24 protein-coding genes and 1 pseudogene are annotated in these 25,124 nt (G+C 66.2%); 10 read left to right on the top strand and 15 right to left on the bottom strand.

From position 1 onward, the window contains the following. Positions 1-18: 18 nt before the first annotated feature. Entirely contained in the window at positions 19-258 is a 240-nt protein-coding gene (locus GGC47_RS25970; protein ID WP_142023402.1) for a hypothetical protein, read from the bottom strand. 229 nt (positions 259-487) lie between these two features. On the opposite strand from GGC47_RS25970, the gene GGC47_RS25965 reads away from it, so the two are divergent. Together GGC47_RS25965 and GGC47_RS25960 are read left to right on the top strand one after the other, a co-directional pair. Beyond that, positions 488-994 (top strand): DUF992 domain-containing protein, encoded by a 507-nt coding sequence (locus GGC47_RS25965; RefSeq protein WP_051988248.1) that lies wholly within the window; start codon positions 488-490, stop codon positions 992-994. Between the two features lie 157 nt (positions 995-1,151). Further along, positions 1,152-1,529, top strand: a complete 378-nt coding sequence (locus GGC47_RS25960) for a response regulator (protein ID WP_112762414.1) — start codon at positions 1,152-1,154, stop codon at positions 1,527-1,529. An 18-nt stretch (positions 1,530-1,547) separates the two neighbouring features. Here GGC47_RS25960 and GGC47_RS25955 read toward each other — a convergent pair whose 3' ends face one another. The 7 genes from GGC47_RS25955 to GGC47_RS25925 all read right to left on the bottom strand — a co-directional run bounded on the left by GGC47_RS25955 (position 1,548) and on the right by GGC47_RS25925 (position 11,643). Further along, positions 1,548-2,924, bottom strand: coding sequence for a sensor histidine kinase (locus GGC47_RS25955; protein ID WP_142023401.1), 1,377 nt, complete (start codon positions 2,922-2,924; stop codon positions 1,548-1,550). A 79-nt stretch (positions 2,925-3,003) separates the two neighbouring features. Then, complete coding sequence (locus tag GGC47_RS25950; RefSeq protein WP_038365022.1) at positions 3,004-3,435, bottom strand: hypothetical protein; 432 nt, start codon at positions 3,433-3,435, stop codon at positions 3,004-3,006. 3 nt (positions 3,436-3,438) lie between these two features. Then, positions 3,439-3,798, bottom strand: coding sequence for a DUF883 C-terminal domain-containing protein (locus GGC47_RS25945; protein WP_038365020.1), 360 nt, complete (start codon positions 3,796-3,798; stop codon positions 3,439-3,441). Between the two features lie 150 nt (positions 3,799-3,948). After that, positions 3,949-6,990 (bottom strand): DNA polymerase I, encoded by a 3,042-nt coding sequence (gene polA / locus GGC47_RS25940; protein ID WP_142023400.1) that lies wholly within the window; start codon positions 6,988-6,990, stop codon positions 3,949-3,951. Between the two features lie 222 nt (positions 6,991-7,212). Further along, the gene (locus GGC47_RS25935) at positions 7,213-8,145 is read right to left on the bottom strand and encodes an aldo/keto reductase (RefSeq protein ID WP_142023399.1); all 933 of its coding nucleotides are present in this window, start codon (positions 8,143-8,145) and stop codon (positions 7,213-7,215) included. Positions 8,146-8,394: 249 nt separating this feature from the next. Beyond that, the gene (typA, locus tag GGC47_RS25930) at positions 8,395-10,218 is read right to left on the bottom strand and encodes a translational GTPase TypA (protein WP_038365017.1); all 1,824 of its coding nucleotides are present in this window, start codon (positions 10,216-10,218) and stop codon (positions 8,395-8,397) included. A 153-nt stretch (positions 10,219-10,371) separates the two neighbouring features. Next, entirely contained in the window at positions 10,372-11,643 is a 1,272-nt protein-coding gene (locus GGC47_RS25925; RefSeq protein ID WP_051988245.1) for a TAXI family TRAP transporter solute-binding subunit, read from the bottom strand. 193 nt (positions 11,644-11,836) lie between these two features. On the opposite strand from GGC47_RS25925, the gene GGC47_RS25920 reads away from it, so the two are divergent. The 3 genes from GGC47_RS25920 (at position 11,837) to GGC47_RS25910 (ending at position 15,791) form a co-directional block, all read left to right on the top strand. Then, positions 11,837-12,517, top strand: coding sequence for a phosphoribosylanthranilate isomerase (locus GGC47_RS25920; RefSeq protein ID WP_142023398.1), 681 nt, complete (start codon positions 11,837-11,839; stop codon positions 12,515-12,517). Then, complete coding sequence (gene trpB, locus GGC47_RS25915; protein WP_038365011.1) at positions 12,514-13,731, top strand: tryptophan synthase subunit beta; 1,218 nt, start codon at positions 12,514-12,516, stop codon at positions 13,729-13,731. Before GGC47_RS25920 ends, trpB begins: the two co-directional genes overlap by 4 nt. Before the next feature lie 134 nt (positions 13,732-13,865). Continuing rightward, positions 13,866-15,791, top strand: a complete 1,926-nt coding sequence (locus GGC47_RS25910; protein WP_429069594.1) for a glycosyltransferase — start codon at positions 13,866-13,868, stop codon at positions 15,789-15,791. Here GGC47_RS25910 and GGC47_RS25905 read toward each other — a convergent pair. After that, positions 15,736-16,332: an SCO family protein gene (locus GGC47_RS25905; RefSeq protein ID WP_370955771.1), complete on the bottom strand. Its 597-nt coding sequence runs from the start codon at positions 16,330-16,332 to the stop codon at positions 15,736-15,738. The genes GGC47_RS25910 and GGC47_RS25905 overlap by 56 nt on opposite strands. Positions 16,333-16,362: 30 nt before the next feature. Next, positions 16,363-16,539 (bottom strand): hypothetical protein, encoded by a 177-nt coding sequence (locus tag GGC47_RS25900; protein WP_185748076.1) that lies wholly within the window; start codon positions 16,537-16,539, stop codon positions 16,363-16,365. 449 nt (positions 16,540-16,988) lie between these two features. Between GGC47_RS25900 and GGC47_RS25895 the strand changes: the two are divergent. Both GGC47_RS25895 and GGC47_RS25890 read left to right on the top strand, forming a co-directional pair. Further along, positions 16,989-17,135, top strand: a pseudogene (locus GGC47_RS25895) (ATP-binding protein); the annotation flags it as partial. A 189-nt stretch (positions 17,136-17,324) separates the two neighbouring features. Next, entirely contained in the window at positions 17,325-18,884 is a 1,560-nt protein-coding gene (locus tag GGC47_RS25890) for an ISL3 family transposase (protein ID WP_429069592.1), read from the top strand. A 23-nt stretch (positions 18,885-18,907) separates the two neighbouring features. On the opposite strand, the gene GGC47_RS25885 is transcribed toward GGC47_RS25890, so the two are convergent. From GGC47_RS25885 to GGC47_RS25870, 4 genes are all read right to left on the bottom strand, one after another. Next, a complete protein-coding gene (locus GGC47_RS25885; protein WP_429069590.1) occupies positions 18,908-19,189 on the bottom strand; it encodes an antibiotic biosynthesis monooxygenase family protein in 282 nt (93 codons plus the stop codon). Positions 19,190-19,264: 75 nt separating this feature from the next. Further along, a complete protein-coding gene (locus tag GGC47_RS25880) occupies positions 19,265-19,861 on the bottom strand; it encodes a cysteine hydrolase family protein (protein WP_142023394.1) in 597 nt (198 codons plus the stop codon). A gap of 26 nt (positions 19,862-19,887) precedes the next feature. Beyond that, positions 19,888-20,562: a glutathione S-transferase family protein gene (locus GGC47_RS25875; RefSeq protein ID WP_142023393.1), complete on the bottom strand. Its 675-nt coding sequence runs from the start codon at positions 20,560-20,562 to the stop codon at positions 19,888-19,890. A gap of 31 nt (positions 20,563-20,593) precedes the next feature. After that, a complete protein-coding gene (locus tag GGC47_RS25870; protein WP_142023392.1) occupies positions 20,594-21,352 on the bottom strand; it encodes an SDR family NAD(P)-dependent oxidoreductase in 759 nt (252 codons plus the stop codon). A 169-nt stretch (positions 21,353-21,521) separates the two neighbouring features. Here GGC47_RS25870 and GGC47_RS25865 point away from each other — a divergent pair, with 169 nt between their 5' ends. Next, positions 21,522-22,421, top strand: coding sequence for an AraC family transcriptional regulator (locus GGC47_RS25865; RefSeq protein WP_142023432.1), 900 nt, complete (start codon positions 21,522-21,524; stop codon positions 22,419-22,421). 20 nt (positions 22,422-22,441) lie between these two features. Here the strand turns inward: GGC47_RS25865 and GGC47_RS25860 are convergent, their stop codons facing one another. Beyond that, a complete protein-coding gene (locus GGC47_RS25860; RefSeq protein WP_142023431.1) occupies positions 22,442-23,002 on the bottom strand; it encodes a TetR/AcrR family transcriptional regulator in 561 nt (186 codons plus the stop codon). Between the two features lie 109 nt (positions 23,003-23,111). Here GGC47_RS25860 and GGC47_RS25855 point away from each other — a divergent pair, with 109 nt between their 5' ends. Beyond that, complete coding sequence (locus GGC47_RS25855) at positions 23,112-23,900, top strand: SDR family NAD(P)-dependent oxidoreductase (RefSeq protein WP_142023430.1); 789 nt, start codon at positions 23,112-23,114, stop codon at positions 23,898-23,900. Positions 23,901-23,954: 54 nt separating this feature from the next. Beyond that, positions 23,955-25,046, top strand: coding sequence for an alkene reductase (locus GGC47_RS25850; RefSeq protein WP_142023391.1), 1,092 nt, complete (start codon positions 23,955-23,957; stop codon positions 25,044-25,046). Positions 25,047-25,124: the final 78 nt, after the last annotated feature.

Genomic DNA, 25,124 nt, shown 5'->3' with positions numbered 1-25,124 from the left:
TTCGCGGTCGTTTTGCGCTCAGAAGATCAGCTTGAAGCGGCGGGCGGCGAGCTCACTGGCCGGGTCGGCCTCAGGCTCCGAGCCGTCGACCAGCCTCAGCGCGGCGCGGCGGGCGGCCATCACCTGAAGGGCCGCCTCGCATGCGAGCCCGTCGGCGAGCAGATCCTCGAGCTCCCAGAACGGCGGCACGAGCAGATCCGGTCCGGCGGTCGGCTCCGGGGGTGTCGGGGTTTTCCCACGCAGGCGACTCACGGACATCGACATTCCCATGCCAGGATGAAGCCGCAACGCAACAGGCTCTCGGTGGTTCCATTATGCCGGAACTGTGGGCATCTTGAGGCGTTTCGTTGGGTCACCCGGAGCCGGACCCGATCGTGTCGAAATCGACCCGAACGGTGCATCCGTCTTCGCATATTGATAGGGAATGCATGATCACCCAGATTGCAGTGCGATCCGGGCGGTGAGTCCTCTGGCGGGAGCTTTCAAGATGAGCATTCGGCACTACACGTCATGCTTCGGCGCCGCGGCCGCGCTCGCCTGCCTGTTCGGCCCGGTCCCGGCGCGGGCGCAGTCGGGGCCTCCGACCGGGCGGCTGTCCTGTACGGTCGGGGCGAGCTTCGGGGCCGCCGTGAAGACGCAAAAGCCGCTCGAATGCCGTTTCAGGCCGAGGCGAGGGCCGATGCAGTACTATACCGGCATCGTCCGCCAGTTCGGCCTCGATCTCGGCTCGATCCGCCCCACGACGATGTCCTGGCATGTCTACGGCCCTTATGCGCGCGCTCCGCTCGGCGCGCTGAACGGCCGCTACACGGCGCAGACGGCCGCCGCCGCGCCCGCAAGCGGTGCCGCCTCATCGCCCTTGATCGGCGGCGAGGATGACAAGGTCAGCTTGCAGCCGCGTGCGATTCAGACGACGCGCGGCTTCAATGCCGCCGGTGGCGTCACGCAATTCGAGTTGACGCTCGCGAGCTCCGGTACCGGGCGCCGGCGCTGATCGCGTGGGAGGGGGCGCTTACCCTTTGCTAACCGTGATCCGGCAGAATTGAGTCAAACCGGATGTAATCCTGGCGGCGGCGCGTTGGAGGCAGGAACATCGTGACCCCTGTTACGTTGGGGGGTAACAGGTTGAAGTGAGTGAGAAAGCCGTTCCAATGGCTGCTGTTCGCGTTCTGATTGTCGAAGACGACCCGTTCATCGCCATGGACATCGAAATGGCGGTGGCGGAGCAGCTCGGCGAGGCGGCCGAGCTCATCGTCGTCGAATCCGTCGCTCAGGCCCGGCGGGCTGCAGCCGGGCAGCTCTCCTGCGCCCTGCTCGACATCGACGTCGTCGACGGCAAGACCTTCGAAGTCGCGGACACGCTGCGCAAGACCGGCATTCCCTTCGCCTTCGTGTCCGGCTCGGCGCCGCAGGAGGTGCCCAAGCCGCTGCGGCAGGCCCGCTTCCTGCGCAAGCCCTTCTCGACGCGGGAGGTCGTGGCTTTCGTCATGGCGGCGATCGGGGGCATCGTTCCCGAAAGCATCGCCTGATCCGCCTGCCCCCAGAGGTCAGGCGCCGTCGCGCTTCGGGAAAATCACGGTGACACGAGTTCCCGGGCGGTCGGCGCCGGGGTGAAGCGGCAGCGTCGTCATCGTCGCCCGCATGCTGCGCAGCAGGCTCGCGATCACGGTCTGGCCGAGCCCCTTGCTGTGGTTCTCCGCCGGCATGCCGATGCCGTCATCCTCGATGGATAGCGACAGGGCCGGCTCGCCGTCCTGCTCGGCGCGTTCGAGGCGGATCGCGATCCGTCCGGCCATATTGTCCGGAAAGGCATGCTTGATCGCATTGGTGACGAGCTCGTTGACGATGACGACGTAGGACACCGCGTCGCGGCCGGGCAGCCGAATCGAATCCATGTCGAGCTCGATCGTGATCGGCCGCCCTTCCGCCGATTTGGCGATCTCGGCGAGCAGGTCCTCCATATAGGGACGCGCCTCGATGGCATCGGTCTCAATGTCCAAGCGCAGCCGCCTTTGCCCGGCGGCGATCGCCTGGATGCGGGACTGCGCCTGCCCCAGCGCCGCCTTGACCGCAGGCTCGCGCGTCTGCCGGCTTTGCACGTTCAGCAATGCGGAGACCATGGCGAGGTTGTTGCCGACGCGGTGATTGACGTCACGCAGCAGCGCCTCGATGCGCAGGCGCTCGCCTTCGAGCTCACGGGTCCGATCGTTGACCATCTGCTCGAGCTCGGCATTGCTGACCGCCAGCTCCGTGCTGCGACGCTGGCGCCTGCGCAGGAGTTGCCAGGCGGCGAAGGCCAGCCCGGCAAGGGCGACGACGATGCCGGTGCTTCCCCAAAGGCGTCGCCGTTCCTCGCTGCGGTAGAGCGAGCGCAGGCGGATGTTCTCCGTCTGCTGGATTTCCTGGACCGCGTCGCGCAGCTTGTCCATCGTGGCGATGCCGGGCCCGTCGCGCATCATGGCGACGGCCTCCTCGCGGCGCCCGTTGCGCGTGAGTTCGATCGTCCTGTTCAGCTCGGTGAGCTTGAGCCGCATGGTCTCGCGCAGGCTGGCCACGCGCTGCTTCTGGGCAGGGTCGGCATCGACCAGCGCCTCGAGCACGTCGAGCTCCGGACCGGCCGTCGCACTGCCTTCGGTGAAGGGTTCGAGATAGGCGGCCTGACCGGTCAGCAGATAGCCGCGCTGGCCGGTCTCGGCATCGCGGAGCCGGCCGAGGAAGCGTTCCGCCCGTTCCCGGATCTCGATCGCGTGCGAAACCTGGTCCGCGGCGTGGCGCGCCTGCAGATTGATCCAGGCCGCCAGAACGATCGCGATGGCGACGACGCCGATCGCGCCGATCGTGATCGTTGCTGAGCGCAGCCGCGCGCCGAGCAGGGGAAAGGCGGGGAGCGGCAAGCGGTTCCGGGGCCTCACGAGATCAGACATGCCTGTCCTGTTACAGGACGCATACCCGTATCCCTATGTAAAAAGACAGCCTCCGTCCACCCGCGCCGGGTGAGGCGCTTCAGGCCTCATCCGTGTCCTCGCCGTCACCGCCCGAAAAAAGCTGCCGGCCGAGGACGGTGCCCAGCACCGCGATTCCGGCCAGGGCCGCGATGCGCCATCCGGTCCGCGAGGTCAGCATCTTGGCGGCCAGCGGAGCGGCGGCGAAGGCCGCGGTGGCGGCGATCGGGCGCTGCGGGCGCGGGCGGTTCCTGACGAAGAGCGCGATGCCGAAGGCGATCAGTGCCGAGATCGCGAGGCCGCCCGCGATCCACAGGCTTGCCGCGACCGCGCCATAGCGCTCCGTCAGAACGATGTGCAGCGCATTGAGCGCATAGCCTCCGGCGCAGAGCAGCAGCAGGGCCGCGAAGGCGAACAGGCCGAAGACCGTGGCGTTGCGTTTCACCGTTCCGGAGACTTCCGAAGCGATGAAGGAACCGAGCCCCCCGAACATCGGCTATCGCGCCGAAAGGTAGCCGACGAAGAGGCCGACGGCGGCCGCCAGCCCGAGCGCCCGCAGGGGCCGCTCGCGAATCTCGTCCTCGACCAGCTTCTGCAATTCTGTCGCCTGTTCCTTGGCGACGTCGACCATCCGGTCGGTATCGACGCCGACGGAGCGCAGCCGGTCGCTGACGGTTGCGGCGATATCCTCGGCGCTGCGGGTCAGGGTCTCCTCGAGCGCGCTCGCCTGACGCTTGGCACGGGCACCGGCGCGGCGCGCTTTCTGCGCGACATCCTCGGTGCCGGCTTCGATCCCGGCCTTGGCGTCCTTGACGGCCGCGGCCGCCGAACGTTTCGGAGATGTCGTTCTTGCCATGACGCTGGTTTCCTGTCGCTCGATGCCGTGAAGACCAATGGTGTCCGGACTGGACGTTGGCCGCAAGAGACCCGCCTGATGCGGGTCTCTCTCATGGCGCTAACGCGGGCGGACCTGCTTCTGTTCCGCAGCCGGCGACGGGGCGAGGCTTCAGTGCGCCTCGTCCCAGTTGCCGGCGGCGCGGGCCTCGACGGCGAGCGGCACCCTGAGCTGCACGGCCGGATGCGGCGCCTCGATCATCACCCTCTCGATCACCGGCAGCGTCTTCTCGACCTCCTCGTCGGGAACCTCGAAGACGAGCTCGTCATGGACCTGCAACAGCATGCGGGCATTGAGCCGCTGGGCGGCGAGCGCCGCGTCCATGCGGATCATCGCCCGGCGGATGATGTCTGCGGCCGAGCCCTGGATCGGGGCGTTGATCGCCTGGCGCTCGACGAAGGCGCGCTCGGACGGGTTCTTCGAGGCCACCGCCGGGAAATGGCAGACGCGGCCGAAGATCGTGGTGACCTGGCCATGGGCGCGCACATGGGTCTTGGTCTGGTCCATGTAGTCGCGGATGCCGGGGAAGCGCTCGAAATACTTGCGGATATAGGCGCTGGCCTCCTCGCGGCCGATGCCGAGCTGGTTGGCCAGCCCGAAGGCCGAGATGCCGTAGATGATGCCGAAATTGATCGCCTTGGCGCGGCGGCGCACCTCGCTCGGCATGCCCTGGACGGGAACGCCGAACATCTCTGAGGCCGTCATCGCATGGATGTCGATGCCATCCGCGAAAGCCTGCCGAAGTTGCGGGATCTCGGCGATATGGGCGAGCAGGCGCAGTTCGATCTGGCTGTAATCGGCCGAGACCAGCTTGAAGCCCTTTTCCGGAATGAAGGCCGTCCTGATCTTGCGCCCGGCCTCGGTGCGGATCGGGATGTTCTGCAGGTTGGGCTCGGACGAAGAGAGCCGGCCCGTGGTGGTGGCCGCCAGCGCATAGGAGGTGTGGACCCGGTTGGTCTGCGGGTTCACATAGGCGGGCAGCGAGTCGGTATAGGTCGATTTCAGCTTGGCGAGCTGGCGCCACTCCAGAATCTTGGAAGGCAGCGGATGGCCCTGCTCCGCGAGGTCTTCGAGCACGCCGGCGCCCGTCGCCCATTGGCCGGTCGCGGTCTTCTTGGCGCCTGCCAGCCCCATCTTGCCGAACAGGATGTCGCCGAGCTGCTTCGGGCTGCCGATGGTGAACTTCTCGCCGGCGAGCTCGTAGATCTCGTCCTCCAGCCGCGCCAGCCCCTGCGCGAAATCGCCGGAGAGGCGGGAGAGGATCTGCCGGTCGATGGCGATGCCGCGCGTCTCCATCGCGGCGAGCACGGCGACCATCGGCCGTTCCAGAACCTCATAGACGGCGGTCTTCTTCTCGGCGGCAAGCCGTGGCTTCAGCGCGAGCCAGAGCCTGAGCGTGACGTCGGCATCCTCGGCGGCGTAGTCGGTCGCCTTGTCGAGCGGCACCTTGTCGAAGGTGATCTGCGACTTGCCGCTGCCGGCGACCTGCGCATACGGAATCGTCTCATGGCCGAGATGGAGCTCGGAGAGCCGGTCCATGCCGTGGCTGTTGCTGCCGGCATCGAGCGCATAGGAGATCAGCATCGTGTCCTCGATCGCGGACACGGTGAGGCCGTGGCGTTCCAGAACCAGCAGGTCGTATTTGAGGTTCTGGCCGATCTTGAGCACGCTTTTGTCGGCCAGCAGGGGCTTCAGCGCCGCCACGGCCTGCGCCAGCGGAATCTGCTCGGGCAGCAGACCTTCATCGAAGAGCCCGCCATCGCCGGCACGATGCTGCAGCGGGATATAGCAGGCGCGGCCGGGCGCGACCGCGAGCGAGATGCCGACGAGATCGGCCTGCATCGCATCGAGCGAGTTCGTCTCGGTGTCGAGAGCGACATGGCCGGCCTCATAAGCCCAGCCGATCCAGCGTTCGAGATCGGCGAGTGTGCGCACGCATTCATATGTGGAGCGGTCGATCTTGCCCGCGATCGCCTCGTTCTTGCGAGATGCAGCGAGATCGGCGGGCTTCATCCAGCCGGCTTCGCCGCCGGTCGCTTCGGGCAGAGTGGCCGAGGCTGACGGGGCGGCCGGCGTCACGTCGGAAACCGCGTCCTCGATGACATCGGCGCCGGCATAGAGCGCCTTGAGCTCGGCCGCGCGCGAACCGCCGGGAGCGAGCGCCGGATCGGCATCGACGGCGCCGACATCCGCCTCATAGGCCTCGGCGACGCGCTTGGTGATGGTGGTGAATTCCATCGCCTTGAGGAAGGCGATGAGCTTGGCCGGGTCCGGCTGATCGAGCGTCAGGGTCTCCAGCGGCGTCTCGACCTTCACGTCGTCCACGAGCGTGACGAGCTTGTGCGAGATCCGGACCTTCTCGACGACCTCGGGATTGGTCAGCGTCTCCCGGCGCTTCGGCTGCTTGATCTCGCCGGCGCGCGCCAGCAGGGTTTCGAGATCGCCATATTCGCCGATAAGCTGGGCCGCCGTCTTGATGCCGATGCCGGGCGCGCCCGGCACGTTGTCGGTGGCATCGCCCGCGAGCGCCTGCACATCGGTGACCTTGTCGGGCGTGACGCCGAAATACTCGACCACCTCCGGCTCGCCGATGCGACGCTCGGCGCGGAAGCCCGCGCCCTTCTTCTGGTCGCCCGAGGCGGGGTCGTACATGGCGACACCCGGCCGCACGAGCTGCATCAGGTCCTTGTCGGCGGAGACGATCAGCACATCGGCGCCGGCCTCGCGCGCCTGCTTCGCATAGGTCGCGATCAGGTCGTCGGCCTCGTAGACATCCTGCTCGACCGGGATCAGTCCGAAGGCGCGCACCGCCTCGCGCATCAGCGGGAACTGGGGAATGAGATCGGCCGGCGGCTCTGAGCGGTTGCCCTTGTATGCCGGGTAGATCGCCTTGCGGAACGAGTTCTCCGACTTGTCGAAGACGATGGCGAGATGGGTCGGCCTGACGCCGAGCACGCCCTCGCGCACGAACTGAAACAGCTTGGTGGCGAAGAGCCGGACCGCTCCGGACGGCAAGCCGTCAGAACGGGCATTGTATTTCCGGTCCTGGTTGATCGACTGGAAATAGGCCCGGAAAATGAAGTTCGAGCCGTCGACCAGGAAGAGGTGGTCGCCGGGCTTCAGGGCGGGGGCGGTCGTGGCTTTATCGCTCATGGCGCGGACCATAAGCGGGCGCGCGCGGGCGGTCCATGGCGATGGCGCGACGGGATGCACGAAGCTGTCAGGAATGGCGCCGCCTTCTCCCCTGCGGGAGAAGGCGGCGCGGCGAAGCCGAGACGGATGAGGGCGCGCACCGGCTTGAATCGCTAGCGATCAGCGTCGCGAGATCCCTCACCCTCACCCTCTCCCCGCAAGGGGAGAGGGGACGGTTCCTGCCTACTTCACGATCTCATCGATCTCCGCCAGCTCTCCCGCCGTCAGGGCCCAGTCGGCCGCCTTCACATTGGCCGCGATCTGCTCCGGCTTGGTCGCGCCGGCGATGACGCTGGAGACGACCGGTTGCGCTGCCAGCCAGGAGAAGGCGAGCTCGACGAGGCTGTGGCCGCGCGGCTCGGCGAAGGCGGTCAGCCCCTCGATCTTCAGCCAGTTCTCCTCGCTGAAGATCTGGCCGGCACGCTCCGGCAGCTTGGTCAGCCGCGCGCCTTCCGGCATCGCCGCGCCGCGCTTGTACTTGCCGGTGAGCGCGCCGTTGGCGAGCGGGAAATAGGGCAGCAGACCCATGCCGTAATGGGCGATGGCCGGGATCAGATCCTTCTCGGCGCCGCGCTTCAGCAGGCTGTATTCGTCCTGCGCCGAGGCGAAGCCGGTGAGGCCGAGATCGCGCGCCGTCCATTGCGCATCGGCCACCTGCCAGGCGACCATGTTGGAGCAGCCGATATAGCGGACCTTGCCCTGGGTCACGAGGTCTTCCAGCACGCGCAGCGTCTCGTCGATCGGCGTCAGCGGGTCGGGCTTGTGGAACTGGTAGAGATCGATCCAGTCGGTCTTCAGCCGCTGCAGCGACTCTTCGACGGCGGTCATGATGTAGCGGCGAGAGCCGCCCTCGCCGCCATGGAACATCTTCATGCCGAATTTGGAGGCGAGCACGATGTCCTTGCGGCGCGCGCCCAGCACCTGGCCGAGCGCGGTCTCCGAACCGCCCTTCTCGCCATAGATGTCGGCGGTGTCGAACAGCGTGATGCCGTGCTCGATGGCGGCGTCGACGACCTTGCGCGTCGCCTCGAGATCGATGCGGCCGCCGAAATTGTTGCAGCCGAGGCCGACGAGCGAGACGCGCAGGCCCGAGCGGCCGAGATTGCGGAACTGCATGGCGATGGTCCTTCCCCTTTCGCATCGGACCGAAAAGCGGGCTCCACTTTTCGGAAAAATCCGATGCGATAACACCGTGATAGATCACCGTGACCGCGTCCGGTCGGACGCGCGATGATCTGGAGGCGGGCAGAGGACCAGAGCGCGTGCGCGAGGGCAATCGCCCGGTGCGTCATCCTCGGGCTGCGCTGAGCGCAGACCCGGCTTCAGATCAAAAAAATGCCCGGGTCAGGACCCGGGCATTGCCGATCAGGCCACTTCGGCCTTCATCTTCTGCGAGCGCTTGCGCTCGTTGGGGTCGAGGATGGCCTTGCGCAGGCGGATCGACTTCGGCGTGACCTCGACGAGCTCGTCGTCGTCGATCCAGGCCAGCGAGCGCTCCAGCGTCATGCGGATCGGCGGCGTCAGGCGCACGGCCTCATCCTTCGACGTCGTGCGGATGTTGGTGAGCTTCTTGCCCTTGAGCACGTTCACCTCGAGGTCGTTCTCGCGGGTGTGCTCGCCGACGATCATGCCCTGATAGACCTTCCAGCCGGGCTCGATCATCATCGGGCCGCGATCCTCGAGGTTCCACAGCGCATAGGCCACGGCCTCGCCGGTCTCCATCGCGATCAGCACGCCGTTGCGGCGTCCGCCGATCTCGCCCTTGTAGGGGAGATAGTCATGGAACAGGCGGTTCATGATCGCCGTGCCACGCGTGTCGGTCAGGAGTTCGCCCTGATAGCCGATCAGGCCGCGCGTCGGGGCATGGAACATCAGGCGCAGGCGATTGCCGCCGGAGGGACGCATCTCCAGCATGTCGGCCTTGCGCTCCGACATCTTCTGCACGACGACGCCGGAATGCTCCTCGTCGACGTCGATGATGACCTCCTCGATCGGCTCCAGGAGCTGGCCGCTCTCGTCGCGCTTGAGCACCACGCGGGGACGCGAAACGCCGAGCTCGAAGCCCTCGCGGCGCATCGTCTCGATTAGGATCGCGAGCTGGAGTTCACCGCGGCCGGAGACGATGTAGCTGTCCTTGTCGGAGGCTTCCTCGATCTTCAGCGCGACATTGCCCTCGGCCTCCTTGAGCAGGCGGTCGCGGATGACGCGGGTGGTGACCTTGTCGCCCTCGGTGCCGGCGAGCGGCGAGTCGTTGACCATGAAGGTCATCGACACCGTCGGCGGGTCGATCGGCTGGGCTTCGATCGGCTCGGTGACGGAGGGGTCGCAGAAGGTGTCGGCGACCGAGCCCTTCACCAGGCCCGCGATCGAGACGATGTCGCCCGGAATCGCTTCCTCGATCGGCGTGCGCTCGAGGCCGCGGAAGGCGAGGATCTTGGTGATGCGGCCGGTCTCGACGGTGGAGCCGTCGCCCGAGAGCACCTTGATCTGCTGGTTCGGCTTGGCCGTGCCGGAGACGACGCGGCCGGTGATGATGCGGCCGAGATAGGGGTTGGCCTCCAGCAGCGTGCCGATCATGCGGAACGGGCCTTCCTCGACGCGCGGCTCGGGCACATGCGAGAGGATCAGGTCGTACATCGGGGCCAGGCCCTGGTCCTGCGGGCCGGCCGGATCATGCGCCATCCAGCCCTGCTTGCCCGAACCGTAGAGGATCGGGAAGTCGAGCTGCTCGTCGGTCGCGTCGAGCGCGGCGAAGAGATCGAACACCTCATTGATGACTTCGGTGGTGCGGGCGTCGGGCTTGTCGACCTTGTTGATCGCCACGATGGGCTTGAGGCCGAGCTTCAGCGCCTTGGAGACCACGAACTTGGTCTGCGGCATCGGGCCCTCGGCCGCGTCGACCAGCACGATGGCCGAATCGACCATGTTCAGGATGCGCTCGACCTCGCCGCCGAAATCGGCGTGGCCGGGGGTGTCGACGATGTTGATGCGCGTATCCTTCCAGACGACCGAGGTCGCCTTGGCCAGGATGGTGATGCCGCGCTCCTTCTCGAGGTCGTTGGAATCCATCACGCGCTCGATGACGCGCTGGTTGTCGCGGTAGGTGCCGGACTGCTGCAGCAGCTTGTCGACGAGCGTGGTCTTGCCATGGTCGACGTGCGCGATGATGGCGATGTTGCGCATGGACATGCGGATAGGGCCTTGCTTTCAAGGCCACGAGCCGGTCAGGTTCAAAGCCCTGCCGGCGCAGCCCGTTTCACGTGAATCTGGAATTCGTTGCGCTGCACATAAACGTTGGCGGCCGTTTCGGCAACCGCAGCCGGTGCCGAAAGGTGAACGGGCTCAACCTTCGGCCAGCGCCCGCTGCCGCTCGGCGACGGCCCGGCCGACCTGATCGATGGCGAGGCGGTAGGCCGCGAGCGCGGCCGCATCGAGATCGCCCTTGGCATAATCGGCGAGCACGCGGGTCAGGACCATGTCCGCCTCGCGGCCGAGCCGGGCCAGTTCCGCCTCGTCCTCGCAGGAGCGGATGGTGCCGAGCAGCTCCAGCAGCGTGTCGAGGCCGGCCATGGCGCGGCGACGGCGGGTCGCGCCCTCGCGGCCGAGGATCGTGGCCGCGCCGGTGCCGAGCGCCGACAGCGCCATCGCGCCGATATAGAACCAGTCGCCATAGCGGTCGAAGAAGCTCTCCTGCTCGCCATCGATATAGGCGGCGGCGCCGGTATGGACCGGCAGCGGCGCATCCTTGTCGGTCGAAGGCGTCTCCAGCGCCTGGATCGCGGGCAGCTCGCTCGCCAGCGTCAGCCTGAGCGCGAGGATGTCCTTGGTCAGGTTGCCGACGAGCGTGTCGTCGAGGCTCTGGGCGGCGACGAGGCGCGAGGTGATCGCGATGGTCTGCAGGCTTTCGGCCGGGCGCGGTGGGTCGCCGCCCAGCGCGCCGCGCACGATCTCGCCGGTCTCGATCGCGCGGTAATGGGCCGCGAGCGCATCGGCCTCGCGGATCGGGATCAGCACCGGGTCCTCGCCCCAGGCCTCGCGCAGCCGGCGCAAGCCGTCATTGTTGGTGTGGGAGCCGACCGCATTGATCGAGAAGAAGGCGTCGATGCGCCTGTCCTTCGCCGCGGTGACGATCTCGTCCTGTGTCAGCCCGACGATCTCGACCTCTTCCGGCCTCACCTCGTACTGCGCCAGCACCCGCTTCAGCAGCACGATATTGCCGGCCGGATTGCGTCCGACACCGATCCTGCGGCCGCGCAGATCGGCGATGCGGCCGATCGCGGTCTCCTTCGTCGTGATGATGAAGGGAAAGGTCCGGCGGGTGATGAGCACGGTGTCGGCCGTCGAGGGCATGGCGATATCGGCCCGAAGCAAGGCGAGGTCGGCTTCGCCGGCATCGATCCGCTTGGCGCTGTCCTCGGCCCCCTCGGTCAGGAGGAGGCGGATGCGGACATCGGCCTTATCCCGGTTGAGCCCCTGCACGAAGGCGGCGGCCATGCGCGCATCCTCCGAGCCGAGCGGCCCCACTGCGAGGCGCAGCGTGCGCGGTTGGCTATAGATATAGAGGGCTGCGGCGGTGACGCCGAGGATGGCGAGCAGGGCCGCCGCAATGGTCAATACGCTCCACCGCATCGCGAAACCGGCTACGCCCCTTGTCTTCGCCCCGTTACAGCATCGCTTCCTTCGCCACCATGTCGCAAGTGTGGCATGGAATCGGCCCACTGCGCAGATGACGCGACTATGCTAGATGCCCGTCCGGCAATCGAAGCCCTCAGCGTGAAGGCTTTCAAACCGGCGCTAAGACGGAACGATGGTAAACGCAACCTTAACGATCAAGATCTGCGGCCTCTCGACTCCCGAGACGCTGGACGCGGCGCTCAGCGGCGGCGCCGACATGATCGGCTTCGTCTTCCATCCGAAGAGCCCGCGCTTCGTCACGCCGGAACGCGCTGCGGAACTCGCCGCACAGGCGCGCGGCAAGGCGGAAATCGTCGCGCTGATCGTCGATTGGGACGAAAAGCGCGCGGCCGATCTGGTGGAATTGCTGAAGCCGGATCGGCTGCAATTGCATGGCTCGGAATCGCCGGAGCTCGCCGCGGCCATCGCCTCGGCGAGCGGCAGGCCGGTGATGAAGGCGCTCGGCGTCGCGACGGCGGCCGATCTGGATCGCGTCCCGCGCTATGCGGCCGTGGTCGATCGCATCCTGCTCGATGCCAAGCCGCCGAAGGACGCCGCCTTCCCCGGCGGGCATGGCCGCGCCTTCGACTGGACATTGCTGACCGGCCTCGACCCTGCGCTGCGCTTCATGCTATCGGGCGGGCTCGATCCGGCGAATGTCGCGGAGGCGATCCGGGTGACCCGGCCGGCCGGCGTTGACGTATCAAGCGGCGTCGAGCGCGCGCCGGGCGTCAAGGATCCGGCCCGGATCGCGGAATTCATCGCATCGGCCCGCAAGGCCGCGGCGGCAATGCAGGAAGGTTTGACGGCATGAACGCCCCCTCCAGCCCGAACAGCTACCGCAACGGCCCGGACGAGAACGGCCGCTTCGGGATGTTCGGCGGCCGCTTCGTCGCCGAGACGCTGATGCCGCTGATCCTCGAGCTGGAGGAAGCCTACAACGCCGCCAAGGCCGACCCGGCCTATCACGCCGAGATGGCCTATGGGCTGAAGCACTATGTCGGCCGGCCCTCGCCGCTCTATTTCGCCGAGCGCCTGACCGAGCATTTCGATGGCGCCAAGATCTATCTGAAGCGCGAGGAGCTGAACCATACCGGCTCCCACAAGGTGAACAACGTGCTCGGCCAGATCCTGCTGGCGCGGCGCATGGGCAAGAAGCGCATCATCGCCGAGACCGGCGCCGGCCAGCACGGCGTCGCGACCGCGACGCTCTGCGCCCGCTACGGGCTCGAATGCATCGTCTATATGGGCGCGGTCGACGTCGCCCGTCAGGCGCCCAACGTCTTCCGCATGCAGATGCTCGGCGCCACCGTCGTGCCGGTCGAATCCGGCACGAAGACGCTGAAGGACGCCATGAACGAGGCGCTGCGCGACTGGGTGACCAATGTCGCGACGACCTTCTACTGCATCGGCACGGTTGCCGGGCCCCATCCCTATCCGGCGATGGTGCGCGATTTCCAGTCGATCATCGGCAAGGAGACCCGCGAGCAGATGCAGGAAGCCGAAGGCCGCCTGCCGGATTCGCTGATCGCCTGCATCGGCGGCGGCTCGAACGCGATGGGGCTGTTCCACCCCTTCCTCGACGATTCCAGCGTCGAGATCTACGGCGTCGAGGCCGCTGGCCACGGCATCCCTAGCGGCCTGCATGCCGCCTCGCTCACCGGCGGGCGCCCCGGCGTGCTGCACGGCAACCGCACCTTCCTGCTGATGGACGATGATGGGCAGATCAAGGACGCGCATTCGATCTCGGCCGGGCTCGACTATCCCGGCATCGGCCCGGAGCATTCCTGGCTGCACGATGTCGGCCGGGTGAAATACCTCTCGGCCACCGACGAAGAGGCACTGGAAGCCTTCCAGCTTCTCTCGCGGCTGGAAGGCATCATTCCCGCGCTCGAAAGCGCGCATGCGCTGGCGCGCGTCGCTGAACTCGCCCCGCAGAAGCCGAAGGACCATCTGATGGTGGTCAGCCTCTCCGGCCGCGGCGACAAGGACATCCCGCAGGTCGCGGAGATCCTGGCAGGGCGCTGACGGCACGCCCGTCGGCCCGGAAATTCCGAAAGTCGTACGACTTCGCGACTCGACTCGCGCGCCTGAAACCGCAACCATAGGTTTGCCGGGCGTGCTGGGCGCCCGGCTGGCGTGGCGTCGGACGGGATTGGACCGTGGGGGGCGACGGTCGGGGCGATGTTGTCGATCCGCAGGGGCGCGGCTTCGCCGATTTGCCCGTCGAGATCGCTTTTCTCCCCCGCCACGGCGTCGCGCCGGCCGGCCTTGCCCTTGCCGCGCGTCGCGCGCGGCGCTACGGCACCGACGCGGTGCGCGAGGTTTTCGCGCTCGGGTTGATCGATCAGGAGAGCTATTACCGGGCGCTCGCTGCCGAGCTCGGCCTGCCTTTCCATACCGACGCCTTCGATCTCCTGTCCGGTGGCCGGCATGAGGCGATCCTGCGCGGCGGCATCGCTCCTTTGGCGGGGCCGGTGAACCCGCGCTTGCGCTTCCTGCTCGCGCCCGAAGGCGCCGCCCTGCGCCATATGATCTCGGCCGGGGCGCGCCACCGCGACGATGTCGCGGTCACCACGCCCCGTCGCTTCGCGGACCGCCTGCGGGAGGCCAATGGCGAAGGGCTGGCCCGATCTGCTGCCGGGCTCGACGAGCCGGGCCTTGCGCGTGACAGCGCCCGCACCGGCGCCAGCCGCGGCCAGGTCGCCGCGACCGGCATCGGCCTCGCGACGGCAACGCTCGGGGGCATCTTCGCGCCGCTGGAGAGCTTCTTCGCGCTTGCCCTGCTGCTCGGGCCGCTGTTTCTGGGGCTCATCCTGCTCAGGCTTGCGGCCTCGATCGAGCGCACCTCCCCCGATCTCTGGCGCACCCAGCGCTGGCGCCTCGATGACAGCCGTTTGCCGGTCTACACCGTCGCCGTGCCGATGTACCGGGAGGAGGCGGTGCTGCGGCAGATGCTCCGGGCGCTGTCGGAGCTGGACTACCCACCGGCTAAGCTGGACATTCGCCTGCTGGTCGAAGCTGAAGATGCCGGCATGCGGGCGGCGCTCGCGCCGATGTCCCTGCCGGCGCATGTCACCGTCACGATCGTGCCGCCCGGCCAGCCCCGGACGAAGCCGCGGGCGCTGAACCTCGCTTTGCTCGAGGCGCGCGGGAGCCTCTTCACCATCTTCGACGCCGAGGACATTCCTGATCCCCAGCAATTGCGGCTGGCGGCAGCGCGCTTCCATCGCGCTTCCGACGATCTCGCCTGCCTCCAGGCGCGGCTGGTGATCGACCATGCCGAGGAGGGCCTGCTGCCGGCCTTGTTCGCGTTGGAATATGCAGGGCTTTTCGAGGTGCTCAATCCCGGGCTGCTGCGCGCCCGGTTGCCGATCATGCTGGGCGGCACCTCCAATCATTTCCGGACTGATGTGCTTCGGGCGCTGGGCGGCTGGGACGCCTGGAACGTCACCGAGGATGCCGATCTCGCGGTTCGGCTGGCCAGGGCCGGCTACCGTATCGGCGATCTGCCGTCGGATACGCGCGAGGAGGCCCCGGTCACGGTCAAGGCCTGGCTTAGCCAGCGTTCGCGCTGGATCAAGGGCTACATGCAGACGGCGGTGACGCATTCGCGCGCGCCGTTGAAACTGCTGCGCGAGGCCGGCTTCGCTGCGACCTTCGCCTTCGCCTCGCTGGCGCTGGGCACGATCGTGACGGCGCTCGGCTATCCCGTTTTCGCGGTCGCGACGCTCATCGCCTATTGGGAGGGCTCGCTCTTCGACCCGGCGAGCGCGCTGACCACCGTGACATCGGCCTTCGCGCTGTCGATCTGGCTCTTCGGCACGCTCTCGCTGTTCCTGCCACCGGCCATCGGCGCGCTGCGCCGGCGCGACCCGAGCCTGTTATGGCTGCTGCCGTTGCTGCCGCTCTATTACGGGCTGGTCTCGGTCGCGGCCTGGATGGCCTTTTACGAATACTTCGCCCGGCGCTTCGCCTGGAACAAGACGGAGCACGGGCTGGCGCGCCGGCGGATGCCGCCGGCCGAGGCCGTCAGCTCTGGCGAAGCCACTCCGCCGCCGCCTGCGCCGGTGCCTGTTCGATATTGAAGGCGCCGACGAAGCCGCCATCCTTGCCCATCAGATAGACCAGCGCGGTATGGTCCATCGTGTAGTCGCCATCCTTGAGCGGCGTCTTCTTCGCATAAGCGCGATAAGCCTTGATCGTCGCGTCGATTGCTGCGCGATCGCCGGTCAGGCCGATGATGCGCGGATCGAAGGAACTGAGATAGCTCTTCATCACCTCCGGCGTGTCGCGCTCGGGATCGACGGTCACGAACAGCGCCTTCAGGTTCTTGGCCTTGTCGCTTTCGCCGGCGGCGCGCAGCGCTTCGGAGATCTCGAAGAGCTTGGTCGGGCAGACATCAGGGCAATGGGTGAAGCCGAAGAAGACCAGGAAGGGCGAGCCGCGCAGATCCGTATCGGAGAGCGGCTTGCCGTCCTGCGTGGTCAGGGTGAAGGGGCCGCCGACGCTGGCCGTCCCGCTCCCCGTCGTCCGGCTGCCGGGGGAGAAGGTGAGGATCGCCGCTGCGGCGAGCGCGAGCGCGCCGGCGAGGAAGACGACGAGGGGCAGGATGAGGCGGCGATTCACGGTGATGTCCCGAAGAGAAGCTGGAGACCGCTAGAAGCAGGCGACGATGGCGGCGATCAGACCGTCGGTGAACAGTCGGCTGCCCTCGCGCCACCACAGCAGCAGGCCGGTCAGAACAAGAGTGAGAGCCCCGCCGGCGAGCAGCAGGATGCCAGCCCGGCCGGGCGGGCCGCTTTCGACACCGGGTTGTTGCTCCGTCTGGGCCATGACCGGACCATAACGCCGAAGCCGGAGCGCCGAAAGCGCTCCGGTGACGCAGGTCGTTGCATGTGCGGTAACATAAATCTCTGACTCTCGCTGCAGAGATTTCCTCGAAATATCAATGGGGCCTCGGTCCACGTTTTCGAGGATTATGGACTCGCGTAACGCAAATCCGAGACTCGGACGAGGCCGTTTCGCGAAAGCCTGACTCGCCGCAAAATGCTCCCAAATTTTGCTCTGCTGAGCTCTTCTGGCGCCGCCATTTGGCGTCTGAGATGCCCGATTGCCCGTGTTCAGGTTCGTGCGGCGTCGAAAAAGCCGGTACCTATTGAACCAACCTGCATAAAAGCTTGACCCAAGATCGCCAGCAAATCGGGAAACCTAGACTCGCCGCGTCGAAGTGACGCCAAAAGCGGTTTCTCTGGCGCAGCCCAAACAGCGCCTTACCTGCTTGGCTCTACGAACAGAGCTCCGTCATCGTCACCACCAACCTCGCCTTCGGCGAATGGCCCTCCGTCTTCGGCGACGCCAAGATGACCACCGCGCTCCTCGACCGGCTGACCCATCACTGCGACATCGTCGAGACCGGCAACGAGAGCTGACGCTTCAAGAACAGGCTCTGAGCGACCAACGCGCCGACGACCCGGAGCTGGCGCGGCTGCGCAACCCAAACCAGCTCCGCCGCGCCGCCGCCTCACCGTCTCAACCCTTCAAGGGGTCAAGATTGGGGTCTGACTCAGTTTCGCTGCAGGTCGGGGCTGTTCTGACGCTGGTTTCCAGAAGGAATCAGCATGAAGAAGCAGCGATTTCGGCCAGCCAGCTTGGTTCCCTCAGGATTGATGGTCGACGGGATCGGGATCGAAGGCGATCGTGTTGTTATCCGAGCTCGGGCGGCCGCCAGCGCCTGTCCATGTCCTGATTGCGGGGCGATCTCGCAACGGATCCAAAGCCGGTATTGGCGACGAGCAAAGGACCTGCCGCTCAGCGGCCGACGCGTCGAACTCCAGGTCCTCGTCCGGCGTTTTCGGTGCGATGCGGTCCTGTGCGGCCGCCAGATCTTCGCAGAGCGCTTTGGCGACCGCGTCCTCGCGCCGCGAGCACGCCGGACTGACCGTCTCGATCATATCGTCCAGCATCTCGGGCTCGCATTGGGCGGCCGACCCGGAGCGAGTTTTGCCGCCAGGATGATGCTGCCGGTCAGCAACGATACGTTGCTGCGCGTGGTCCGGCAGCGTGCCAGGCAGCCGAGCGAGCCGTTACGCGTGATCGGCATCGATGACTTCGCTTGGCGGCGCAATCACCGTTACGGCACGATCGTCTGCGACTTGGAGCGGCGCCGGCCGGTCGTCTTGCTTCAGGACCGGGAGCCGGCAACGTCGGAAGCTTGGCTCCGCCGGCAGCAGTTGGTCCACATGGTCGCCCGTGACCGTGGCGGTGGCTACGGAGAGGCGGTGGCGCGAGCGCTGCCGCAGGCCGTCCAGGTTGCCGACCGCTGGCACCTGATGGAGAATGCCAGCCGCGCCTTCCTCGACGCCGTGCGCAAATCAATGCGCCAGATCCGCAGCGCCCTCGGCGCCACTGTAGTCAACCCCACACTCCTGACGGCGGCAGAGAAGCTGCAATATGACGGATATCTCCGGCGCGAGGAGACGAACGCAGCGGTTCTTGCACTCTGGCAGGAAGGCGTGCCGATCAAACAGATCGTCAGGCGCACGGGCCATCACCGCCAGACTGTCAGACGGATCATCCGTGGCGAGCGCAGCGACGTCTTCCGACCTCGCCAGAGTTCTCTAGAAGCGCATCTACCCTGGCTCGATGCCCAATGGGATACCGGCGCCCGCAATGGATCAGCCCTTTGGCGCACAATGCGAAGAAACGGCTTCCGGGGAAGCCTCAGGGTCGTCTCCGAATGGGCAACACGCCGACGGCGCGCAGAGAAAACGGACGCAACCAGCCTCGCGCGCGTCCCATCAACCCGGACCATTGCGAGGTTGATGACCACCGGTCGCGACAATCTCACGAAGGCCGAAACTGTTACGATCGCGGCGATCGAGAACGGCGTTCCGGCCTTGGTCCAGGCTCGCGAGATCGTCGCCGACTTCCATGCCATGATCAGAGCGAGGCGAGCCGAGCCTTTAGCTTCTTGGATCGAGCGCGCATCCCAAAGCCTGGTCGCCTCATTGGCGAATGGCGTCCGACGAGACGAAGCTGCCGTGCGAGCAGCTATCCTCTCGGCTTGGTCAAATGGTCAAACCGAGGGGCAGATCACCCGTCTCAAGCTCGTCAAACGCCAAATGTACGGCCGCGGAAAGATCGATCTCCTCCAGGCGCGTCTGATCGGCGCGCAATGATCCCAAACGTCAGCGAGATTGCGTCAGACCCAAGATTGGACGCCGATCGGGGGGCAATGTTCCGCGCCGTTTGACACGGTCAGCGGTCGATTGGCCGCCATGCGCGACGATGTCCGGTGCGCGGCGAGCGCGGCCTCGTCCTCGTAGATTTCGATCAGCGTGCAGCTGTCCGCAAGGGTGCGTGACTTGACCAGTTCGTACAGGCGGTTCCCCGGTTCGTTGGCATGCACCGCGGCGGCCTGGACCGCGAAGGCGCGTTCGAATGCGTCCGTGTCGCCTGGCGTGACTGTGAGCTCGACCATCATTCTGACCATTGTATCGCCTCACACCAAGGGTCCGGCGAGGACCCGCCCCGGGACGGGGACGGGGCCAGCGGAGGATCATGTTTGCGCCACGAACTCCTGGGTAGTGATGGCGTTGGCGTAGAAAGGGGCGATCTCGGCCACGAAATCGTCCTGCTGCTTGCGGGTATAGCCGGCCGACGCATCGTAGATGACATTGGTGTGGTAGCCGAGGTCGTGCGCGTTGCGCATCGAGGATTCGACGCACTGGCGCAACGAGAAGCCGGCAAGATAGATGTCGAAGATGCCATTGTTGCGCAGGTAGCCGTCGAGCGTGGTTCCGACGAAGACGCTGCTGCCGCCGGCGCGCTCGCGGACGACATGCTCGCCATCCGCCGGCTCGAAGCCGGGGAAGAAATCGGCCTGCTCGCCCAGGAACGCGCCATGGTCGCGCGTGATCTTGCGCAGGCCGTACTTGGCCTCGCCGAGCACCTTGAAGGTCGGCTCGAACTTCAGCGCTGCGTGGATCACATGCAGGCCGCGACGGCGGGCCTCTTCGAGGATGATCTTCGAATTGGCGATCGCGGTGTCGACCTGCTCCCGGTCCTGAAACACCGGATAAATGCCGCCGGTCGGGGAGAGCCAGTCGTTGACATATTCGATCAGGATCAGCGCGCTCTTGGATGGGTCGGTCATGTTATCACTCCTTGGAATTCTGGTTGTTAAGCCGCGATCATCGCGCCTTGCTGGCGCAGGTGGTCGCGAAACAGGTCGGGATAGGTGTCGATCACGGCGTTCTTGACGCTGGGACGCTCGGCGAGCGCCGCGCGCCACGCCGTCACGCGTGGCAGGCCTGCGAAGATCGGGTCCGCCACGTCCGGATCGATGATCCCGAAATAGCGGAACAGCGGTGCGTAGACCGCATCGACCAGACCAAAGTCCGGCCCGGCGAAATACGGGCCGTCGCCCAGTTCCGCGTCGATCTTGCTCAGCCGATCTTGGAAGGCGGCCCGCCTGGCGTCGGCGGTCGGCATGTCCTTGGCGTGAAGAAACTGCCAGCCCTCCGTAAAGGTCTGGGTGGCGAATTCGATCCAGGCGCGATGCCGTGCACGCAACAATGCATTGTCGGGGTACATCGCCGCGCCACCGTGCGTCTCGTTCAGATATTCGCAGATGACCACGCTTTCGAAGAGGATCGCATCCGCACCGTCCGGCTGGCGCACCTTCAGCACCGGCACCTTGCCAGTCGGCGACAGGGCCAGAAACCAGTCGGGCTTTGCCGACAGATCGACGTTGATCCGGTCGAATGCCACCCCCTTTTCGAGGAGGACGATCGCGGCGCGCTGGACGAAAGGGCACAGCGGATGGCTGATGAGAGTGAGGCCTTGCTCGGTCATGACGGTTTCTCCGATGGAGCCGGATGCAGCATCAGAGCGACTGACCACCAGAGACATCGAAGGTCGTACCGTTGGCCCAACCCATGTCGTCAGACAGGATCGCTGCGACTGCGCCGCCGATGTCGTCGGGCTGACCGACGCGGCCGAGCGCGATCTTGCTCGCGACGAAGGCATGAGCCTGTTCGTCATCGCGGACCCTACCACCGCCGAAATCGGTGGCGATGGCGCCGGGCGCGATGGCGTTGACGCGGATCTGCCGCGCGCCGAGCTCCAGCGCCATGAACCGGGTCAGCGTCTCGAGCCCCGCCTTGGCTGCGGCATAGAGGCCGAAGCTGGCCATCGACGTGCGCGTGAAGCCCGTCGAGACGTTGAGGATGCGTCCGCCATCGGCGAGAACCGGTAGCAATGCCTGCGTCAGGAACACCGGTCCGCGCAGGTGCATGTCGATCATCGCATCGAACTGTTCCTCGCTCGCGTCAGCGACCTGCACGTGGACGACGGCACCGGCGTTGTTGACCAGATAGTCGAACCGGTCGCTGCCGAAGCGGCTCCGGAGCGTCTCGGCGAAGGATGCGGCGAAGGCCGGAAAGCTCGCCACCTTGGTGACGTCGAGCGCGAGCATCGCCGCCGTGCCGCCCAGCGCCTCGATCTCGCTTACCAGCGCATCGGCTTCCGCCGCGCCCCGGCGATAGGTGCCGACGATGCCGACGCCGCGACGGGCGAGGTGCAGCGCCATGCTGCGACCGAGGCCGCGGCTGGCGCCGGTAATGAGTGCGATCTTCTGAGACATGGCTGCGTTCCTTGTGATTTGATTTTCCAGACGGCACGCCTGAGGCGTCGCATTCGCTGGGAGTGAGATAGGCGATTGCTGTGCCCGACGCCCCGCCTGATGCTCTCAATTACTTGCCTGATTGTCTCAGGCTCTTGCGAGCGTGAAGATTGGTGTCATATTCGTCGGCATGACCGACAGCCTGAGGCCCCTTTGCGATCTCGCGCTCCGCCACGGGCGGACCGGAATGACCATTACGCCGATCCCGCGCCTGGAAATCGGCGTCGGACAGGCAACCTCGGGCACGTCGCCATGTCTCTACCGTTCGATGATCTGCTTCATTCTGCAGGGATCGAAAGAGGTGGCCATCCACGACGAGCTGCTGCGCTACGACGCGTCTCAATATCTGGTCAGCGCACTCGATCTGCCTTTGAGCGGGCAGATTCACGACGCCGACGACGGCAGTCCATATGTGTCGGTTTCGCTGGTCCTCGATCCGGCGCTTCTCGCTGAGGTCGCGTCAACGATGCCGGCGGTGCGCGACGCGGACACTCCAGGCAGCGGCATCGCGATCAATCCAATGACGCCACCGCTGCGCGATACGCTGCTACGCCTGCTGGCGTTGCTCGACACGCCGGCGGACATCCCGGCGCTCGCGCCGATGGCGGAACGCGAATTGCTCTATCGTCTCTTGCAGGGCCCGCAGGGGCGACTGTTGCGTCACATCGCCCGCCCAGAAGGCGCAATCGGCGGCATCCGCCGCGCGGTCGAATGGATTCGCGACCACGGCAATAGGCGGCTGCGGATCGAGGCGCTGTGCGAAGCCGCTGGCATGAGCCGAGCGAGCCTGCATCGCCACTTCGTCGCGCTGACTGGATTGAGCCCGATCCAGTATCAGAAGCAGCTACGCCTTCAGGAAGCGCGCCAGTTGCTGCTCGCCGGCGACCGAAGTGCCTCCGACGTCGCCTATGCGGTCGGCTATGAAAGCGCCTCCCAGTTCAGCCGCGAATATCTGCGGCAGTTCGGGGCGCCGCCCGCACGCGACGTGCGCAAGCTCAGGCAGTCGATCGACAATCCAATGATCAATTAGTCGACCGTCAGCGTCGAACGTCATCCATCCTGGCCGGGGATGGTCCTTTCGCCGATCCATGCCTGGGTCTCAGACAAGAGTTCGGCCGACAGCGCGGGGTCATCGATCGACCGGGAGAGGATGAGCGCGCCGACCATCGCGGACCAACTACCGATCGCCGCCCGGCGCCGCTTGGCCGGGTCGACACCGGGCATGACACCGGTGAGCGTGTTGATCTGCGAGGCAAGGACTTGTGCCATGGACGCGCGTGCCTCCGGGGCCTGTTGCCGCATGAACCCCGCGAGGGCAGCCATCGGGCAGCCCAGATCCGGATTATCCCGATGGGGTGTCGAGAGATAAGTGTCGATCCAGCCACTGATATCGTCGGTGACTGATTGGCTGCCGACGGCATGAGCGATGGTCTGGGCGACCAGATCGTCCTTTGACTGAAAATGTCCGTAGAAGCCGCCATGAGTCATCCCGGCAGCCTTCATCACTTCCGCGACGCTCACGGCATCGAAGCCCTTCTCGCGAAACAGCCGTCCCGCCTCGGTCAGGATGCGGCTGCGGTTCTGCGCCTTCTGCTCCTGGCTCACCTTCATTTCGCTTGGCCTCCGCTCGGCATTGACATTTTGATGATGGCTATCATATTTGCGATCAATGATGACAATCATCATGAATATAGTTTCGATGCCACGAAAGGGCAATGCCATGACCGACAAGCCAACCGTCCTCATCACCGGCGCCTCCACTGGCATCGGCGCCGCCTACGCCGAGCGCTTCGCGCGCCGCAGCCATGACCTGGTGCTGGTCGCCCGTAACACGGCGCGGATGGAGGCGCTGGCCGATCGTCTGCGGCGCGACACCGGCGTTACGATCGACATCGTGGCGGCGGATCTCGTCAATCCGGCGGAGCGTGTAGCGGTCGAGGCGCGGCTGCGCGACGACGCGCGGATCGGAATCCTCATCAACAATGCCGGGGCGAGTCTGGCGGACTCCTTCATCGAGCAAGCCGTTGACGATATCGACAGGCTGGTGGCGCTCAACACGACCGCGCTCGTGCGCTTTGCCCACGCCATCGCCCCCCGCCTTGCGCAAGCGGGTGAAGGCGCGATCGTGAATATCGGTTCCGTGGTCGGCCTCGCGCCGGAATTCGGCATGCCGGTCTATGGCGCGACCAAGGCCTTCGTGCTGAATCTCTCCCAGGCGCTGAGCCTCCAGCTCGCTTCCCAGGGCGTCTATGTCCAGGCTGTGCTTCCGGCGGCGACCCGCACCGAGATCTGGGGCCACGCGGGCGTCGATGTCGACACCCTTTCAGGCGTGATGGAGGTGGACGATCTGGTGGACGCGGCGTTGGTCGGCTTCGACCGGCGCGAGCCCGTCACCATCCCGCCACTTCATGATGGGGGACAATGGACAGCTTTCGAAGCCGCGCGTCAGGCCATGATCCCCGGTTTCGCGCAGTCCCGGCCCGCCGATCGCTATCTGGCGAGCGCGTGAGAAGCCACAGAATTACGCAAACGCATTCAACTCATTCGAACAAAAACTGAGACGATGACCGATACTGATCTGTTTAGCCCTTACGACCTCGGCGGGCTCGTGCTTGCGAACCGCATCGTCATGGCGCCCTTGACCCGCAACCGCGCGGGGGCGGGCCTCGTGCCGAGCCGGTTTGCGGCGGACTATTATGCGCAGCGCGCGAGCGCCGGGCTCATCATCACCGAGGCGACGCAGGTCTCGCGGCAGGCTCAGGGCTATCAGGATACGCCGGGCCTCTACACGCCCGAACAGATCGCCGGCTGGCGCAAGGTGACCGACGCGGTCCATGCCAAGGGCGGCCGCATCTTCGTGCAGCTCTGGCATGTCGGCCGCGTCAGCCATGTCGATCTTCATGACGGCGAAGCCCCGGTCGCGCCGTCGGCGATCCGTGCCGAGACCAAGACGTTCGTGAACAATGGTTTCGCCGATGTATCCGAGCCGCGCGCGCTCGAAGCGGAAGAGATTCCCGGCATCGTCGAGGATTTCCGCAAGGCTGCGGCCAATGCGATCGCGGCCGGTTTCGACGGGGTCGAGGTCCATGGCGCGAATGGCTATCTGCTCGACCAGTTCCTGCGCGAGACCGCGAATGTCCGCACGGACGCTTATGGGGGTTCGATCGAGAACCGAGCCCGGCTGCTGATTGAGGTCACGGCCGCCGTGGCGAAGGAAATTGGTGCCGAGCGCACGGGCGTCCGCCTCTCGCCGGTCTCGCCCGCAGGTGGCTCCGTGCTGTCGGGCAATGAGCAAGCGCAATACGGCTACGTCGTCGAAAAGCTCGACGGTCTCGGCATCGCCTATATCCACATCGTCGAGGGTGCGACCGGTGGGCCGCGCGCGGCCACGCCTTTCGATTTCGACGCACTGAGGCAGCGCTTCCGCAACACCTACATCGCCAACAATGGCTATGACCTTGATCTGGCCAGGTCGCGTCTCGGCGCCGGCAAGGCCGACCTGTTCGCCTTCGGTCACCACTTCATCGCCAATCCCGATCTGGTCGAACGGCTGAAAACCGGTACCCCACTCGCCCAGATGAACCCGGCCACGATCTATGGCGGCGGCGCGCAGGGCTACATCGATTATCCCACCGCCGTCATGGCTGACGCCTGATCTGGAGGAACAGCATCATGAAGGCCTTCATCCTCGACCGCTACGGCAAGAAACAGCAGTTGCGACTGGGCGACATGC

Source organism: Allobosea sp. OAE752, assembly GCF_050433265.1.
GTDB classification, from domain to species: domain Bacteria; phylum Pseudomonadota; class Alphaproteobacteria; order Rhizobiales; family Beijerinckiaceae; genus Allobosea; species Allobosea spartocytisi.
Note: the sequence above shows the minus strand (reverse complement) of the source record. Positions and strands in the feature narration are given on the sequence as shown.

Coding starts and splice junctions, on each gene's coding strand:
- GGC47_RS25970 (WP_142023402.1), bottom strand. CDS start 258: ATGTCCGTGAGTCGCCTGCGTGGGAAAACCCCGACACCCCCGGAGCCG.
- GGC47_RS25965 (WP_051988248.1), top strand. CDS start 488: ATGAGCATTCGGCACTACACGTCATGCTTCGGCGCCGCGGCCGCGCTC.
- GGC47_RS25960 (WP_112762414.1), top strand. CDS start 1,152: ATGGCTGCTGTTCGCGTTCTGATTGTCGAAGACGACCCGTTCATCGCC.
- GGC47_RS25955 (WP_142023401.1), bottom strand. CDS start 2,924: ATGTCTGATCTCGTGAGGCCCCGGAACCGCTTGCCGCTCCCCGCCTTT.
- GGC47_RS25950 (WP_038365022.1), bottom strand. CDS start 3,435: ATGTTCGGGGGGCTCGGTTCCTTCATCGCTTCGGAAGTCTCCGGAACG.
- GGC47_RS25945 (WP_038365020.1), bottom strand. CDS start 3,798: ATGGCAAGAACGACATCTCCGAAACGTTCGGCGGCCGCGGCCGTCAAG.
- polA (WP_142023400.1), bottom strand. CDS start 6,990: ATGAGCGATAAAGCCACGACCGCCCCCGCCCTGAAGCCCGGCGACCAC.
- GGC47_RS25935 (WP_142023399.1), bottom strand. CDS start 8,145: ATGCAGTTCCGCAATCTCGGCCGCTCGGGCCTGCGCGTCTCGCTCGTC.
- typA (WP_038365017.1), bottom strand. CDS start 10,218: ATGTCCATGCGCAACATCGCCATCATCGCGCACGTCGACCATGGCAAG.
- GGC47_RS25920 (WP_142023398.1), top strand. CDS start 11,837: ATGGTAAACGCAACCTTAACGATCAAGATCTGCGGCCTCTCGACTCCC.
- trpB (WP_038365011.1), top strand. CDS start 12,514: ATGAACGCCCCCTCCAGCCCGAACAGCTACCGCAACGGCCCGGACGAG.
- GGC47_RS25900 (WP_185748076.1), bottom strand. CDS start 16,539: ATGGCCCAGACGGAGCAACAACCCGGTGTCGAAAGCGGCCCGCCCGGC.
- GGC47_RS25890 (WP_429069592.1), top strand. CDS start 17,325: ATGAAGAAGCAGCGATTTCGGCCAGCCAGCTTGGTTCCCTCAGGATTG.
- GGC47_RS25885 (WP_429069590.1), bottom strand. CDS start 19,189: ATGATGGTCGAGCTCACAGTCACGCCAGGCGACACGGACGCATTCGAA.
- GGC47_RS25880 (WP_142023394.1), bottom strand. CDS start 19,861: ATGACCGACCCATCCAAGAGCGCGCTGATCCTGATCGAATATGTCAAC.
- GGC47_RS25875 (WP_142023393.1), bottom strand. CDS start 20,562: ATGACCGAGCAAGGCCTCACTCTCATCAGCCATCCGCTGTGCCCTTTC.
- GGC47_RS25870 (WP_142023392.1), bottom strand. CDS start 21,352: ATGTCTCAGAAGATCGCACTCATTACCGGCGCCAGCCGCGGCCTCGGT.
- GGC47_RS25865 (WP_142023432.1), top strand. CDS start 21,522: ATGACCGACAGCCTGAGGCCCCTTTGCGATCTCGCGCTCCGCCACGGG.
- GGC47_RS25860 (WP_142023431.1), bottom strand. CDS start 23,002: ATGAAGGTGAGCCAGGAGCAGAAGGCGCAGAACCGCAGCCGCATCCTG.
- GGC47_RS25855 (WP_142023430.1), top strand. CDS start 23,112: ATGACCGACAAGCCAACCGTCCTCATCACCGGCGCCTCCACTGGCATC.
- GGC47_RS25850 (WP_142023391.1), top strand. CDS start 23,955: ATGACCGATACTGATCTGTTTAGCCCTTACGACCTCGGCGGGCTCGTG.